Annotated in this window: 16 protein-coding genes; 14 read left to right on the top strand and 2 right to left on the bottom strand. The window is 34.1% G+C overall.

The annotated features are described in order from the left end of the window. Positions 1-18: 18 nt before the first annotated feature. Positions 19-3,222 carry a TonB-dependent receptor gene (locus FA048_RS02335; protein ID WP_136838557.1) on the bottom strand — a complete coding sequence of 1,068 codons (3,204 nt, stop codon included), beginning with the start codon at positions 3,220-3,222 and terminating at the stop codon, positions 19-21. Positions 3,223-3,419: 197 nt separating this feature from the next. Here FA048_RS02335 and FA048_RS02330 point away from each other — a divergent pair, with 197 nt between their 5' ends. The 12 genes from FA048_RS02330 (at position 3,420) to FA048_RS02275 (ending at position 12,974) form a co-directional block, all read left to right on the top strand. Continuing rightward, positions 3,420-3,869 carry a cytochrome B gene (locus FA048_RS02330; RefSeq protein WP_136838555.1) on the top strand — a complete coding sequence of 150 codons (450 nt, stop codon included), beginning with the start codon at positions 3,420-3,422 and terminating at the stop codon, positions 3,867-3,869. Between the two features lie 341 nt (positions 3,870-4,210). Next, the gene (locus FA048_RS02325; protein WP_136838553.1) at positions 4,211-5,614 is read left to right on the top strand and encodes an anthranilate synthase component I family protein; all 1,404 of its coding nucleotides are present in this window, start codon (positions 4,211-4,213) and stop codon (positions 5,612-5,614) included. A 1-nt stretch (position 5,615) separates the two neighbouring features. Then, entirely contained in the window at positions 5,616-6,188 is a 573-nt protein-coding gene (locus tag FA048_RS02320; RefSeq protein ID WP_136838551.1) for an anthranilate synthase component II, read from the top strand. Between the two features lie 89 nt (positions 6,189-6,277). Then, on the top strand, positions 6,278-7,081 hold the full coding sequence (gene trpC, locus FA048_RS02315) for an indole-3-glycerol phosphate synthase TrpC (RefSeq protein WP_136838549.1): 804 nt from the start codon (positions 6,278-6,280) through the stop codon (positions 7,079-7,081). A 108-nt stretch (positions 7,082-7,189) separates the two neighbouring features. Next, positions 7,190-7,567 (top strand): MmpS family transport accessory protein, encoded by a 378-nt coding sequence (locus FA048_RS02310; protein WP_136838547.1) that lies wholly within the window; start codon positions 7,190-7,192, stop codon positions 7,565-7,567. A 130-nt stretch (positions 7,568-7,697) separates the two neighbouring features. Next, positions 7,698-8,894: a GTPase HflX gene (gene hflX, locus FA048_RS02305; protein WP_136838545.1), complete on the top strand. Its 1,197-nt coding sequence runs from the start codon at positions 7,698-7,700 to the stop codon at positions 8,892-8,894. Between the two features lie 20 nt (positions 8,895-8,914). Continuing rightward, positions 8,915-10,009, top strand: a complete 1,095-nt coding sequence (locus tag FA048_RS02300; protein ID WP_136838543.1) for an alginate lyase family protein — start codon at positions 8,915-8,917, stop codon at positions 10,007-10,009. A gap of 59 nt (positions 10,010-10,068) precedes the next feature. Next, on the top strand, positions 10,069-10,455 hold the full coding sequence (rbfA, locus tag FA048_RS02295; RefSeq protein WP_136838541.1) for a 30S ribosome-binding factor RbfA: 387 nt from the start codon (positions 10,069-10,071) through the stop codon (positions 10,453-10,455). After that, positions 10,442-11,083 (top strand): PAQR family membrane homeostasis protein TrhA, encoded by a 642-nt coding sequence (gene trhA, locus FA048_RS02290; RefSeq protein WP_136838539.1) that lies wholly within the window; start codon positions 10,442-10,444, stop codon positions 11,081-11,083. The genes rbfA and trhA overlap by 14 nt, the downstream gene beginning before the upstream one ends. Positions 11,084-11,168: 85 nt before the next feature. Next, positions 11,169-11,870, top strand: coding sequence for a peptidoglycan DD-metalloendopeptidase family protein (locus FA048_RS02285; protein WP_136838537.1), 702 nt, complete (start codon positions 11,169-11,171; stop codon positions 11,868-11,870). 17 nt (positions 11,871-11,887) lie between these two features. Beyond that, entirely contained in the window at positions 11,888-12,541 is a 654-nt protein-coding gene (locus FA048_RS02280; protein ID WP_136838535.1) for an energy transducer TonB, read from the top strand. Next, positions 12,513-12,974, top strand: a complete 462-nt coding sequence (locus FA048_RS02275; RefSeq protein ID WP_136838533.1) for a hypothetical protein — start codon at positions 12,513-12,515, stop codon at positions 12,972-12,974. Before FA048_RS02280 ends, FA048_RS02275 begins: the two co-directional genes overlap by 29 nt. A 34-nt stretch (positions 12,975-13,008) precedes the next feature. On the opposite strand, the gene FA048_RS02270 is transcribed toward FA048_RS02275, so the two are convergent. Then, positions 13,009-13,878, bottom strand: a complete 870-nt coding sequence (locus tag FA048_RS02270; protein ID WP_225872457.1) for a diacylglycerol/lipid kinase family protein — start codon at positions 13,876-13,878, stop codon at positions 13,009-13,011. 59 nt (positions 13,879-13,937) lie between these two features. Between FA048_RS02270 and FA048_RS02265 the strand changes: the two genes are divergently transcribed. Together FA048_RS02265 and FA048_RS02260 are read left to right on the top strand one after the other, a co-directional pair. Then, positions 13,938-14,912: an App1 family protein gene (locus FA048_RS02265; RefSeq protein WP_136838530.1), complete on the top strand. Its 975-nt coding sequence runs from the start codon at positions 13,938-13,940 to the stop codon at positions 14,910-14,912. A gap of 10 nt (positions 14,913-14,922) precedes the next feature. Then, positions 14,923-15,321 carry an META domain-containing protein gene (locus FA048_RS02260; protein ID WP_136838528.1) on the top strand — a complete coding sequence of 133 codons (399 nt, stop codon included), beginning with the start codon at positions 14,923-14,925 and terminating at the stop codon, positions 15,319-15,321. The last annotated feature ends 1 nt before the right edge of the window (position 15,322 follow it).

Here is a 15,322-nt window from a genome sequence, read left to right as displayed (position 1 = left end):
ATCTAGCTTTAGTTATCCTTAAAATCCGTAACGTAATCCAAGCTGAATTTGCCATGGATTTCCTGATGGATTTACAACACCAGCGTTATTTACACGGTAGTTAAATTGCTTATTAGTTGTATCGTAGTTCGGTAATGCCAACGCAGGATTTGTATTTGGAACACCCAAACCATAAAGTGCTTGTGTGCCTAAAGTTTCTGTTACACCCCATTTTTTGCTTAGCAAGTTTGCAAAGTTGAAAACATCAGCAGAAATTTCAATGTTTTGTCTTTTTGTTAAATTGATTTTTTTGCTAATTCTTAAATCTACTTGGCCAAAGAATTTGTTGATACCACCATTACGTTCTGCAAAAGTTCCTTCGTATTTTAAGATATAATCTTTAACGCTTTGGCTAACGTTAGGATTGTCTAACAAAGTTTGTAAACCTGTGCGTACACGCTCTGGTACATTTGTATTGTTTCTGTCGAATACGTAAGCTAAATCGTTGGTGGTTACAAAGTCACCATTGTTATTTGCTCCAGACAGTAAACTATATCTTGTGCCGCCTATTCCAGAATATTTAAAGCCAACTTTTACGCCATAAAATGTTGGTAAAGTTCCGTAAATAACCACTTTATGACGGAATTGACCATTAGAATAACTGATGTTGCTTAAGTCACGAGGATCATCCACCACTGGTAAAGAAAGTGTAGCAGAGTTAGCAACATTACCATTAAATGAAGTATTGTCTTTAGAATCATTCCAAGTATAACTTGCCGAAATTTCGCCATCTTTAAAGTATTGCCAAGTTCCATCAATAACTACTGCAAATTGGTTTACTTTACCTTCACTATTTAATTCTAAAACACGACCGAATGCATTTGTTAATCGACCTGTTTTCCAATCTGCAGTTCCATTAGAACCAATAGATGGTACATATACACCTCTATCTCCTTCATTAGTTAGTCTAAAGAACGGTTCATCACCGGTAACCATATTTCTATCAACATACATGTAGTTGTTGCGGGCTAAAGTTGCATAACCAGTAATGCCTACACGTAATTTCTCATTAATTAACTTGCTGTAAGATAAATTGGCTTTATAAACTACTGGGATTTTAGCATCCTTTGCATAAGTATTGATAGTTGGGATTTGGAAAGCAGTTAAATTAGGAGTGCCAACACTTCCATCTCTATAACCTTTGAAATCTGGAGTTGGTACGTTTGTGCCAGTTACATCAACTGTTGCAAAATGTTTACCATCAAAAGTTAAGTTGTTGATGGTAACATAATTATTTACATCAGATCCAAAAATACCAGCTCCAAAACGTAAATAATCAGTATTTTTCTCGTTGATGTTCCAATCAAATTGAATACGAGGTTGCAATACCAATTGTTTTAACTCATGATCTGTTCTCACGTCAATGGCATTAAACAAATCTTGATTAAGAGGAGATGTTGGATAGCTGCTGTAATCTAAACGTAAACCTCCAGTAAAATCTAAACCTTTAGCTAACTTGGTTTGCATTTGACCATAAATAGCTGTATTCCAAATATTAGCTTCTACACTTGGGTCTGTCACCAATGGAACTTCTCTGTAATATAAATTAGGAATTAAATTATTAAAGTTTTGCAAAGAAGTTTGGGCTGTTGCACCAGTTCCACTATTTGTAAATTCAAATCTTCCATTTACTTCGCTCCCATATAATGATGAAGCGTTGGTATACATGGCATCAAAACCAAAAGTATATTTGATTTTATCTGTATTGTAGTAAAAGTTATTTACCAATTGCAATACATTGTTGGTAAAGGTTTCTTGTCCGAAACGGTGTCCTCCAATTTGCATCGCAGTACTACCTGTACCACCATTTGTAAAGTTCGATATTACGTTGCGTACAACAGCTCTAGGTAAAGCTGCAGGTAGTTCGCTGTTTTGCGTACTCGCTTGGTAAGTATATAAATGTTGTAATTTTAATTCGTTGGTAACTTTACTGCTAATAGTAGATCTTAAGGTTGCCAGCAAACTGTTATCTACGTTTTTATCGTTACCATAACTCTCGAAAAAATTAATTGACGTGTTATCTGCTAAACCAAGCGGGTTTCTATCGTTAGTATAGTTATTACGAACGGTTAATAAGTTTTTGTCATTAATTTGCCAATCTAACCGAGCAAATGCTGCATCAGAACCTCTCTTTTTTTCAAATGAGCCATACTGTTTTGTATCTGCTACCCCATATTTTGTGCGAGCATAGCCCAAAAATTCTGCTAATGTGGCGTTTGTAGTATTAAATCTTACTTCGTCTTCTGGCGACTGGATATCTGCAATAATTAAAGGACGAGCATCTCTTTGGTGATCCCAACCTACAAAATAGTGAAGTTTGTCTTTAATGATCGGACCGCCTAATGTAAACCCATATTGGCTGGTAGAGAAATCGTTTTGGCGTTTATTTCCTCTAATATCATTAGGACTAGCCAACCAATCTGCACGAGTGTAACCAAAAGCACTACCTGTAATTTGATTTGTACCAGCTTTAGTTACAGCACTAATTGTACCACCACCTGCACGACCTAAAGTTACATCATATTGGTTGGTAACAACTTTAAATTCACGAACTGTTTCAATAGAAATTGAATAAGGTGCACCGCTTCTGCTGGTAGTTGAACCTGCTGAAGTTGGGTTTTTAGCTGTCATACCATCAATAGTAAAGTTGGTTGATGACCCTAACTGGCCAGAAATTCCTCCGCCATTGCTTAGTGGTGATAAATCTGTTAAGCTAGAGAAGTTACGACCGTTAATTGGTAATTGATTCATCGTTTTTGATGAAACCTCTGTAGAAGCACCAAACTGTTGCGATTTATTTTTTAATCCATTGCCATTAATTTCAACAGCTAATAAAGTTTGCGAGCCTTCAGTCATCTTGATATTAACTTTGGCCACATCACCCAAGTTAAGGTTATAACCAGAACGAGTTTGCTCACCAAAACCAATAAAGGCCGCCTTAATGGTGTAAGGGCCACCAAGAGGAAGTTCTTTAAAAGTAAATGCACCTTGCGTATTTGTGCCGGTTTTTGTTGTAAAACCTGTAGATTCGTTTCTTACGGTAATAGCCACACCAGGTATTGGCTTGTTTTGTTCATCGGTTACAACACCCGAAATAGATGCTTGGGTTGTTTGGGCAAACAATTCTGCATTGCCAGCACACAACAAAATGAAAAAGGAGAAATAGAGTAATCGTTTAATCATGATATGGATATTTGTTTGCCGCAAAAGTCCTTTTTGAAAATTAATTAGGCCATTACTTATGGTTATCAAATTGTAAAGCAGAACGAGCTTTTTAATCTTAAGATGAATTTGATGTTAAGAAAGAATATAAATTATGTTAGGTGTTGGAGATATGGTTGTTTAATTCAATTATTTATTATTTTTGAATAAAAAAAGACATGAATTTTTATCAAATTTTAAAAAGTGCACACTCTGGTTGGAGGTATATTGTTTTTGTGTTATTAGTTATAGCTGTAATACAAGCATTGGCTGGATGGTTTGGAAAAAATCCTTATACAGAGGGTAATAGAAAGCTAAATGTGTTTACTCTAGTAAGTGCACATATACAATTGGTATTCGGATTAATCTTATATTTTTTAAGCCCTTTAACCAAAATGGCATCATCAGAAGCAGTTGGCCGTTATTGGAAAATGGAACACATTAGTATGATGATCCTAGCAATTATCTTGATCACTGTTGGTAATGCAAAATCTAAAAAAGTAACTGATGCGATTACTAAGCATAAAATGATTGCTATCTTTTTCGGAATTGCTTTAATAATTGTTGTTGCAGCCATTTTTATGATGACAAGAGCCGATGCATCTAGAACATTCTTTGGGGTATCTTAATTGAGTTATGAATAGTGAAATAGCAGTTAGCATTTCATTGCATTCACTTACTCTTTGAAACTTTGGCAGCCCCAATAAACATTTAAGAAATTAATAAAAAATTCAAAATATTTTGATTTCTTAACTTTTTGTATATTTTTGCTGCTCAATGATTAACAATAACATACATACTTGGCAATGGCGTAGTAATTCTGAAAAGAGTTTCGTCGTAGCTTTGTGCACCTTATAGTTTATCAACCTAAACCTAAACCTAAACCACATTTCAAAACCCGACGTAACCACACGCCGGGTTTTTTGTTATAATAAATTCGTCATTGCAAGCACGATAAATAGAAGAGAAAATGAAAACATACGATATACAATCACACGCTAAAAAGCGACTAGCAGATACCACAACACCAGTAAGTATTTATCTGCGCTTACGCGATGTATTTCCAAACACCATTTTACTGGAAAGTTCTGATTACCATAGTCGTGAAAATGCAACCAGTTATGTTTGTGCAGAGCCTGTTGCTGGTATAATTTTGCAAGATGGTGTTTTGAGTACTTATTTTCCAGATGGTACTAAAGCAAATCAAACAGATTTTGTGTTAACAGAAGAAATAACTGCTTTTAAAAACCGATTTAATCCGGTTAACCAAACTAAAGAGAAACATATTTCTACGGGCTTATTTGGCTATTTTACTTGGAATGCTGTTCAACATTTTGAAGACATTAAATTTACTTCTGTTACACCAAATGATGAGCAAATTCCAACTATGCAATATCATGTGTATAGATATATCATTGCAATAGACCATTTTAAAAATGAAGTTACCTTAGTTAAAAACTCATTTAATGAAGATGAGAATGAGGATTTAGCGAAAATCGAATACATTATTCAAAACAAAAATTTTCCAGAATATAGCTTTAAAACTAATGGAGAAGAACAATCTAATTTAACCAATGAAGGTTTTATGGATATGGTTGAGCAAATGAAAAAGCATATTTATCGTGGAGATGTTTTCCAAATTGTTCCATCAAGAGCATTTAATCAAGCCTTTTTAGGGGATGAATTTAATGTTTACCGTTGTTTACGCTCTATTAACCCATCTCCATATCTATTCTATTTCGACTATGGCAATTTCAAACTGTTTGGTTCATCGCCAGAAGCACAAATTACCATCAATAATAATGTAGCTAATATCTTTCCAATAGCAGGAACATTTAAACGTACCGGAAATGATGAAGAAGATGTGGCTTTGGCCAAAAAACTGGAAGAAGATCCAAAAGAAAGTGCTGAGCATGTGATGTTGGTAGATTTAGCTAGAAATGATTTGAGTAGACATTGCAGCGGCGTAGAGGTAAAATCATTTAAAGAAGTTCAATACTATTCGCATTTAATTCACTTGGTTTCTAAGGTGAGTGGAAATTTACAGGCTGATGTAAGTTCTTTTAAAGTGGTTGCTGATACTTATCCGGCTGGAACATTAAGTGGTGCACCGAAATACAAGGCGATGCAACTGATAGACCAATATGAAAAACTTGGACGTAATTTTTATGCAGGTGCTATTGGTTACATGGGTTTCAATGATGATTTTAATCACGCAATAATGATTAGAACTTTCATGAGCAAAAATAACCATTTGCATTATAGAGCAGGGGCCGGGATTGTTGCCGATTCTATAGCAGAAAATGAATTAAACGAAGTGAATAACAAGATAGCGGCATTGCGTAAAGCAATTGCAATGGCTGAAGAAATATAAAATGAAAAAATCAATTTTAGTAATCGATAACTACGATAGCTTTACCTACAACTTAGTGCATTTAATTAATGAATTAGGTTATGAAGCTGTGGTTTGGAGAAATGATAAATTTGCATTGGAAGATGTAGCTGCATATGATAAAATTTTGCTTTCACCTGGGCCAGGAATACCAGAAGAAGCAGGTTTGTTGTTAGAAGTAATCAAAACTTATGCACCAACTAAAAGCATAATGGGTGTTTGTTTAGGACAGCAGGCAATTGCTGAAGTTTTTGGTGGAAGTTTATTAAACTTAGGCAGACCAATGCACGGCATTGCCACTCCAATAACAATTTTAGATAAAAATGATTTAACTTTTAAAGGGTGTGTAGAACCAATTGAAGTTGGCCGTTACCATTCATGGGTAGTGAATCCAGCAGATTTACCGGCAAGTTTAATGGTAACAGCAATTGATAATGATGGACAAATTATGGCATTAAGGCATAAGGAATTTGATGTTTGTGGCGTTCAATTTCATCCAGAAAGTGTGCTTACACCAGAAGGTAAACAAATGATGAAAAATTGGGTAGAAAACTAGTAATTTGTCATTCTGAGGTACGAGGAATCTATTAGTTCAGATTCTTCGCTTCGCTCTGAATGACAAAAATATTTTAAAATATTTATAGAATGAATTCGACATCACCAGATGGGTCAATCCTAGATAAAATTGTTACTCGTAAATTAGAAGAAGTTGCTGAGTCCAAACAAAAAGTTTCAGTTGCTGACTTAGAAGCGAATCCGAATTTTAATAGAAAACCATTGATTTTTAAGAATTTTTTATTGGATGAAAAACGCACGGGAATTATTTCGGAATTTAAAAGACGTTCGCCATCTAAAGGTTTGATCAATGGTACAGCAGATGTAGCAGAAGTAACACAAGCTTACAATTTAGCTGGCGCTTCTGCACTTTCTGTTTTAACGGATACAGATTTTTTTGGTGGTAAGGCTGAAGATTTGTTTCGAGCAAGGGCAGTTAATCAAATCCCAATTTTACGGAAAGACTTTATGATTGATGAATATCAAATCTTGGAGGCTAAATCTTGGGGAGCAGATATCATTTTATTAATTGCTTCTATTTTAACACCACAACAAATTATAGATTTTGGTAAATTGGCTCAAAGCTTAGGTTTAAATGTTTTATTGGAAGTTCACAATTTGGAAGAATTAGAAAGGTCTATTTGCCCGCATTTAGATGCCATTGGAGTTAACAATCGAAACCTAGGCGATTTTACTGTAAATATTCAAACATCGTTCGATTTAGTGGACAAAATTCCAAGTGAGTTTTTGAAAATATCTGAAAGTGCAATTGATAATCCGGCTGTAATCAAGGAGCTCAGAGCTGTAGGGTATGATGGATTTTTAATAGGAGAAAATTTTATGAAAACTGATAATCCAGGGCAGGCAATTATCGATTTCGTTAATAAATTATAGTTTAAGTTAAGTTTGTTAACTACCTGATTAAAAGTGTTTTACGTGTTAGTGTTGGCATAATTTTTGTTTTTAAGTTGTTGTCATTTAAATAACTTAATTACAAAACTTATGAAAAATTTAGTAAAAGTACTTTCCTTATCGTTTGCTGTTTTAAGCGCAACTCTTCTTTTTTCTTGTAAAAAAGATAAAACATCATCTCACGTTGTAGAATACAAAGTTTCCGTTTCTTCTGGAACTTTAAGCACAGTAGTTCATACGAACAGCCAAGGTAATTCGACGACAATAACAGGTGTAGGTAATACAACATGGTCAAGTGGGCAGATTACAATCCCATCATCTGTACAGGTGGTTAATATAGCTGCTGATGGAAATTCATCTAGTGCGGCAGCAGCAATGACGGTGCAAATTATTGTAGATGGAGTATTGAAAAAGGAAAATACTACGATAGGTTCAGTTATGTCGTCACAAAGTAGCTATCAGTTCTAACATTTATCTACTAATTTTAAAAGTCGCTCTTATCAGCGACTTTTTTGTTTAAAATCAAACTTTAATCTCTATGTAAGGTTTTATAGGTAAAAAAGAAACGAGATTAGAATTTGTATCTTTGTACTTATACATGGGAAAACAGAAAACTTATGATACTGCCCTTAAGCAAGAACGTGCTGTACTTGTTGGGGTGATTACACCTGGTGAAAAGCCAGAACAAACTAAAGAATACTTAGACGAATTGGCTTTTTTAGTCGATACGGCTGGTGGTAAAGTAGAAAAAAACTTTACTCAAAAAATGTTAAAGCCTGATAGAGCAACATTTGTTGGGACTGGTAAATTAGAAGAAATACAGGCTTACGTTAAGGCAGAAGAAATTGATATGGTAGTTTTTGATGACGAATTATCGCCATCGCAACTGCGTAATATTGAACGAGAATTACAAGTTAAAATCTTAGATAGAAGTAACTTAATTCTCGATATTTTTGCTGGTAGAGCACAAACTGCACAAGCAAAAACACAAGTAGAATTAGCACAATTACAATATTTGCTGCCTCGTTTAACACGTTTATGGACTCACTTGGAGCGTCAAAAAGGTGGTATCGGGATGCGTGGTCCAGGTGAGACACAAATTGAAAGTGATAGAAGGATGATATTAGAAAAAATCTCCTTGTTAAAAGAACGCTTGAAATTAATTGATCGTCAGAACGAAACGCAACGTAAAAATAGAAGCGCGTTAATTCGTGTGGCTTTAGTGGGCTATACCAACGTTGGTAAATCTACCATCATGAATATGTTGGCAAAATCTGATGTGTTTGCAGAAAATAAACTATTCGCTACACTAGATACCACAGTTAGAAAAGTGGTAATAGAGAATTTGCCTTTTTTACTTTCAGATACAGTTGGATTCATTAGAAAACTGCCCCATCATTTAGTAGAATGTTTTAAATCTACTTTGGATGAAGTTAGAGAAGCCGATATTTTAGTTCACGTAGTGGACGTATCTCATCCAAATTTTGAAGATCAGATACACACAGTAAATGAAACTTTAAATGATTTGGGCGCTAGAGATAAAGATACAATCATGATTTTTAACAAGATTGATGCGTATGTTACACCAGAAAAAGATGAGTTTAATTTAGAAGAAGAGGTTGCTCCTTTAACTTTAGCAGATTTTAAGAAAAGTTGGATGGCTCATAATAATGCTCCCGCAATTTTTATTTCGGCAACACAAAAAGAAAACGTAGAAGAGTTTAAGGAATTGTTGTATGAAAAAGTAAAAGCAATTCATGTTAACCGTTTTCCATACGATAAGTTATTATATTAGCTAAACAAATCCCTGTAGTGATGAAGCACCTCCTTTTGCTAAGTGTTTTTTGTACTTTATTTTTTACTGCTAATGCTCAAATTGTAAGTTTAAATAAAGCTGAATTAACTAAATTAAAAAGTTTAGTTAAAACTGATGATGCTAAAATGCACTGGGAAAGCCTGCTGAAAGATGCTAATGAAGCGTTAAATTCAGCTCCAAATCCAGCTGATACGATTTTAACTGAAGGTATTTTACAGGGCGATCCGCGTAAAATTAAAACCTGGAAATCTTTAGAGGATATGCAAAAGGTGTATGCACTGGCTTTTGCATACAAAATTACCGGAAACCAAAAATACTTGGTTAAACTTAGTGAGTTTTTATTGGCTTGGGCAAAGAGAAATCAACCACAAGGCAACCCAATTAATGATACCAATTTAGACCGCATCATTTTTGCTTATGATTTAGTGAAAAATGATTTAACTACTGATTTAAGTTTAACCACAAGTGCCTGGTTATTGAAAGTGGGTTTACAAGAAATAAAATCTTTTAACAAAGCAGAAAAAGGTGGAAGTTTAACCTATATGAATAATTGGAACTCGCACAGAATTAAAGAAGTGGCTGCGGTTGCTTGGGCAATTAATAACGATAGTTTAAAAAATTGGAGCATTGATGCCTATAAAAAACAAATCGCAAAAAATTTAAAGCCTGATGGAAGCAGCTTCGATTTTCATGAAAGAGATGCTTTGCATTATCATATTTATGATGTAGACCCATTAATGGTAGCAGCAACTATTTTGAAAAGAGATGGTAAGTTTGGCGATAACCCTTATAGCTATAAATCTGCTGAAGGAAGTTCGTTAAAAGGTTCTGTAGATTGGTTGGTTCCGTTTTTTACGGGCGAAAAAACACATGCAGAATGGGTAAACTCTAAGTCAGCTTTTGACAAAAAGAGAGCAGCCAATGGTGAAAAAGGTTATATTGCAGGAACACTATTTAAACCACAAGAAGCTAGAACAAGCATTGCATTGGCAAATTATTGGGATAAAGGAATGTTGACAATTTATCAGCAACAAGCTGAAACTAAATCAAAATATCCCACTTGGCAATTCGTTTTAAACGAGGTAAAAAAATAAAATAACACCTTGAAGTGTCCTTCGACTACGTTCAGGATGACAATACAATACAATAAATTATGGAAAGTAAAAGACAACAGAAGTTTGCAGGATTATTACAGGAAGAGCTTGCTGCTATTTTTCAACGGGAAGGATCGGCATATTTGCCAAATACCTTAGTTACCATTACCAAGGTTCGCGTTTCGCCTGATTTAGCAGTTGCTAAAGTATACTTAAGTTTTTTTAACACGAATAATACAAGTTTATCATTAGCTACTGTAAACTCACACTCTAGTGAAATTAGATATAAATTAGGTTCGCGTATTCGCCATCAGGCAAGAGTTATACCAACACTTTCATTTTTTGTAGATGATACGAATGAATATGTTGAGCACATGGATAAAATCTTCGATAAAATAGCTAGAGAACGCAAAGACACAGACGAAGAAACCGATGAGCAACAATAGGTATATCAGAGAACCTGGAAACTTTATTACTCACCTTGTTCCTGCGCTTTTAGCAATCCCAGCGTTATACCTGCTGTTGCAAAAAGCAACCTCTATAATTGAATATAATGCAGCTTATATATACGGAATTGGAATCATAGTTCTCTTTGGTGTAAGTGCAATTTATCACAGTGTGCCTAAAACGGATTATGGCATTAGGTTTTGGCAAAAATTTGATCATTGCTGTATTTATTTAATGATTGCTGGCTCATTTACACCAACAGCTTTATTGGTTTTTGATGGATCGTTACGTTGGGTGCTATTTGGTGCAGTTTGGTTAATCGCATTAATAGGTTGCTTGTTAAAAATCTTTAACCGATTAAAAAACCAAGCTGTTTCTACTGGATTATACATTGCAATGGGCTGTTTGGTTATTCCATTTTTGCAAAAGATGTTGCAAACATTACCAATAGCAGCCATAGCTTGGTTAATTTTGGGTGGTTTATTTTATGTTGGTGGAACCTACTATTACGCAAAAGATAAACAGATGAATAGGTTTTTTCACAGTCACGAGTTATGGCATGTGTTTGTGAACTTTGGTGCGTTATCGCATTTCATCTATAATTATGTTTACATTTTTAATGCCTGATGTCATCAAGAGCAAAGCTAAGGATCTAACACAGCAGATTCCTCCAAAGTCGGAATGACAATTGTAGGACTTAAAATATTTCGAGATGAACTCACTCCAAAAACTTCAAAATTTCTTAGTAAATAACGTCATAAGTAAAGTTGTTGACTTCAATCCTTCAACTGACAAGTTATTACCTTTAGACTTTACTTCAAATAATACAGAATTAACTACTGAAGTTTTAGCAGACACTGAAATTTTCTCCCATTGGGTAAATAAAAAATTGACAGTTAACAGCTCTAAATATGGCATTGGGGGCTATAATGAACACCGAACAATTTACAGCAGAAGTGAACATTTTGATACGGTAGAAGAACCTAGAAGATTACATTTAGGAATAGATATTTGGGGTCCTGCGGAAACGCTTATTTATAATTTTTATGAAGCTACAGTGCACAGCTTTAAATTCAATGATAATTTTGGAGATTATGGTGCAACAATTATTTTGCAATATCAATTTGATGATTTAACTCTATACGCACTTTACGGACATTTAAGTTTAGCTTCTTTAGCAGGGTTAGCAGAAGGACAAATCATCCCCGCTGGAAAACAATTTGCAAGCTTTGGCGTTAAAGAAGAAAATGGTTATTGGCCTCCGCATCTCCATTTTCAATTGATGTTTGATGTAGAAGGAATGAAAGGCGATTATCCAGGTGTATGTCAATTTTCCAAAAGAAATCGTTATTTAGAGAACTGCCCTGATCCAGCATTAATTTTAAAACACACCTTTACATCGGCTTTGTCATAAAATGCGTAAATTTAATAATGTACAAATTAGCAACGGCACTTCTAATCTTAATTTCTTTATCGGCTAGGGCACAACAGCCAGAACTGAAAGGAGGGCTAATGACGTTTGTAAAAAATAATACCATTTATCCAGCCTATTCCTTACATAATTGCATACAAGGTATTGTAAATATTGGCTTTAAATTAAATGATAGAGGAGAAATCTATTACTCTACCATTACTTCTGGTGTAGGAACTGATTTAGATGATGAGGCTTTACGTCTAATTAGAATGAGCAGTAAAAAATGGACCGTTCCAAATGACCATGATACTACAACCCTATTGGTTGTTCCTATAAATTTTTCTTTAAGTGGTTATGATTGTGATAGGAAAAGCAAAGGCGATATTGCTTTGGCTATTAAAGCATATAAAGATAATGAGGAATTAACTAAAGTAATTACTAATTTTTACCAGAATAAAGAAAAAGGAAACTTTAAACCTGAAGATGAAGCTAAAATAGCCCAGATTAAAAGCCAACTCGGAATTGATGATGAATATTTAGATGAAATGGTAAATAATGGCTTAAAAAAAATAAAACAGGGTGATAGACAAGGTGCCTGCGAAGATTTTATATTTGTAAAATATATGGGCTCTGATAAAGCCAATGATTGGCTTACCAAATACTGTAAATAATATGCGCTTAATGCTACGCTCTTTTGCCATTTTAGATTTAATTTCTTTAGTTTTTATGGGCATGCAATTATGGCAAATTTCTCACCATTTTAGCGAAATAGTTAAACAATCTGAAAAGCTAGAAGCAGTGTTAATGTTCCCTATGTTTTTATTGCTACTAATTGGGGCAATTGGTTTATGGCTTTCGAAAAAAATTGGATTTATTCTTTATTACATCCAATTCCCATTTAGACTTTATTTGTGGGTTTTTACCTTAGGGTTTATCACTTTGCTGCCAGAAGCCTTTAATCATTATGAAGATAATTGGTTTGATATTTTACTAAAAGTGTGTATAGTAGCAGAATTTATAAGGTTATACCTAACAATTAGAGTTAATCTAACTATCTCAAAAAAACGTCAGCCTGAATTTATTAAAGATTTTTATAAGGAATAACTAGAAAGATGCTGAATTAAATTTAGCATGACTATTATACGATTACGGTTATTGCCTGCGGCATAATTTTAGCTTCAACAGTACTCACTTTTCCTTGATATTCTCCATCAACTTGAAAATGTGCTTTATGTTTAGTTGTTATTTTTAAGTTCGAAGACTGAAATCTTTCAATCTTTTTTGGGTTCCAAGGTAATTTGCTAATCCATATTTTAATGATTTCCATCACTGCATATTCTTTGACAATAATCACTTCAAACAATTCATCATCTAGTTTCCCATCGGGATTTATTTCAAAACCTGTTCCATATTGTTTGGCATTCGCAATCGCAACCATCGCAGCCTTTTCTTTAATTGTCTTATTACCGATTTTAAACTCCACATCCATTTTTCGATGGTACCAGAATGCATGCCAAGCTGCTTTGGCATAAGTTACCATTCCTCTTGTAGATAGTTCGTCAAACTTTTTAACGAGATAAGCATTAAAGCCGATATCAGCCAAATGAATACATAATTCATCATTAATTAATACCGTATGGATTTGCTTTAGTTTACCAGTAATTGTCAATTCTAAAGCCTTATTTAATTCTTGTGGAATACCTAATTCTTTAGCCATCCCGTTTGCAGAACCAGCTGGGATAATTCCTATAGGTATGTTAGTTTCTAGTAAGCATTCTGCAACTAATTTTAACGTTCCATCTCCACCAACAGCAATTACTCTATCCGCTCCAGATTTTTCTATTATTGATTTAATTTTAGTAAGGGAACAGTTTTCAGACAATTGGTAAATCTCTAGTTGTTCATCTTTTGATTTAAAAAATGATTCGATTTCTTTCTTATAATCAACATCCTTACTTCCCGAATTTGGATTTACAATGAAGAGCAGTTTTTGTATTTTTAATTTCACAGACAGTTATTTGTTCTATCTTACAAACAACTGAGGGGTAACTCTGTTTTAAATATATCATGAGTAATGCAACAAGTGTAAAAGTATATCATGGCTATGGGCATACGCACAATTTGGTTGTTTATGGGCATGTTTTTAGATTTAAGGCAAAAACTACCCAAAATTTTAGCACTAATCTATTCGTAAACATAGTTCACCTTTTTAAGCTTTTTGTGGTTAAACCAGCCCCGTTCGCAAAGGTTAGGTTATTGTTTTACAATCAGACTATTTATCAGCAAACTGAATATGATGGTTTCTTTAAGTTTGAATGGAAAGCAGAAAGTGAGGTAAGTGCAGGATGGCACGATGTGAAGGTAGAAGCATTAAATGAACAAAATGAAGCCATTGTAACTGGAGAGGGGAAAATTTATGTGCCTCATAAAACCCAGTTCGCTTTTATTTCTGATATTGATGATACTGTAATGATTTCTCATTCAGCCAAAGTTTACAAAAGGTTCCGGCAGCTTTTCATTAAAAATCCTAGAACTAGAAAAACCTTTCCTTCTGTAAAAAACCACTATCAATTACTGGCAAATGCACATACCAAAAGTGATCAGCCAAATCCATTTTTCTATGTTTCTAGTAGTGAGTGGAATTTATACGATTATTTAGTAGAAACTTTCAGATTTAAAGAATTACCAGAGGGAACTTTTTTATTAAACCAGCTTAAACGGTGGAAAAGTTTATTTAAAACAGGTAAAACTGGGCATGAAGGAAAATTATTAAGGGTAATGAGAATTATCGATGCATTTCCAAATCAAAAATTTATCTTTTTTGGCGATAACTCACAACAAGATCCTTCTATTTATCACGCCATAGCAGAAAAGCATCCAGCTAATATTGTTGCGGTTTACATTAGAAATGTAAGGCTATCAAGAAAAGAACATACGGAAGAATTATTAAACAAAATAGAACAAAAGCAAATTGCAACCTGTTTATTTACGCATAGCAGCGAAGCAATTGCTCATTCAAAAAAAATCGGATTGATTATTTAAATTTAATATTATGAAAAAATTAGTTTTAGGAGTTTTCCTTATTGTAGTTATACAGGCATGCTCACAAAAAATAGGTGTGGCTACAGTTGCAAATACGAAATGGATTTTAACAGAGTGGCCCGGAAAAGCTTTGCCAACAACAGTAAAAGCAACTTTAAACTTTGATGCTGAAGGGAAAATTGGTGGTAATTCATTTTGCAACGGCTATGGTGGAAATACAACTTTTGAAAATGGGGGTATTAAATTTAGCCAAATTTTTGGAACTAAAATGTACTGTGAACAAGTTGGAGATGCAGAAAATAAATACACCACGGATTTAGAAGCCGTAAATGGAGCAAAACTTGTTGGTGAAAAGCTACAATTGTTAAAAGATGATCAAGTTTTAATGATCTTTACTAAAGCTGAGTAAT

Origin of the sequence: Pedobacter polaris (assembly GCF_005116505.1) — a bacterium.
GTDB lineage: Bacteria > Bacteroidota > Bacteroidia > Sphingobacteriales > Sphingobacteriaceae > Pedobacter > Pedobacter polaris.
The sequence above is the reverse complement of the archived record's forward strand: the minus strand, read 5'-3'. Positions and strand labels throughout refer to the sequence as shown.

What these genes read in the sequence shown, in the direction of transcription:
- FA048_RS02335 (WP_136838557.1), bottom strand. Translation starts at nt 3,222, where the DNA reads ATGATTAAACGATTACTCTATTTCTCCTTTTTCATTTTGTTGTGTGCT.
- FA048_RS02330 (WP_136838555.1), top strand. Translation starts at nt 3,420, where the DNA reads ATGAATTTTTATCAAATTTTAAAAAGTGCACACTCTGGTTGGAGGTAT.
- FA048_RS02325 (WP_136838553.1), top strand. Translation starts at nt 4,211, where the DNA reads ATGAAAACATACGATATACAATCACACGCTAAAAAGCGACTAGCAGAT.
- FA048_RS02320 (WP_136838551.1), top strand. Translation starts at nt 5,616, where the DNA reads ATGAAAAAATCAATTTTAGTAATCGATAACTACGATAGCTTTACCTAC.
- trpC (WP_136838549.1), top strand. Translation starts at nt 6,278, where the DNA reads ATGAATTCGACATCACCAGATGGGTCAATCCTAGATAAAATTGTTACT.
- FA048_RS02310 (WP_136838547.1), top strand. Translation starts at nt 7,190, where the DNA reads ATGAAAAATTTAGTAAAAGTACTTTCCTTATCGTTTGCTGTTTTAAGC.
- hflX (WP_136838545.1), top strand. Translation starts at nt 7,698, where the DNA reads ATGGGAAAACAGAAAACTTATGATACTGCCCTTAAGCAAGAACGTGCT.
- FA048_RS02300 (WP_136838543.1), top strand. Translation starts at nt 8,915, where the DNA reads ATGAAGCACCTCCTTTTGCTAAGTGTTTTTTGTACTTTATTTTTTACT.
- rbfA (WP_136838541.1), top strand. Translation starts at nt 10,069, where the DNA reads ATGGAAAGTAAAAGACAACAGAAGTTTGCAGGATTATTACAGGAAGAG.
- trhA (WP_136838539.1), top strand. Translation starts at nt 10,442, where the DNA reads ATGAGCAACAATAGGTATATCAGAGAACCTGGAAACTTTATTACTCAC.
- FA048_RS02285 (WP_136838537.1), top strand. Translation starts at nt 11,169, where the DNA reads ATGAACTCACTCCAAAAACTTCAAAATTTCTTAGTAAATAACGTCATA.
- FA048_RS02280 (WP_136838535.1), top strand. Translation starts at nt 11,888, where the DNA reads ATGTACAAATTAGCAACGGCACTTCTAATCTTAATTTCTTTATCGGCT.
- FA048_RS02275 (WP_136838533.1), top strand. Translation starts at nt 12,513, where the DNA reads ATGATTGGCTTACCAAATACTGTAAATAATATGCGCTTAATGCTACGC.
- FA048_RS02265 (WP_136838530.1), top strand. Translation starts at nt 13,938, where the DNA reads ATGAGTAATGCAACAAGTGTAAAAGTATATCATGGCTATGGGCATACG.
- FA048_RS02260 (WP_136838528.1), top strand. Translation starts at nt 14,923, where the DNA reads ATGAAAAAATTAGTTTTAGGAGTTTTCCTTATTGTAGTTATACAGGCA.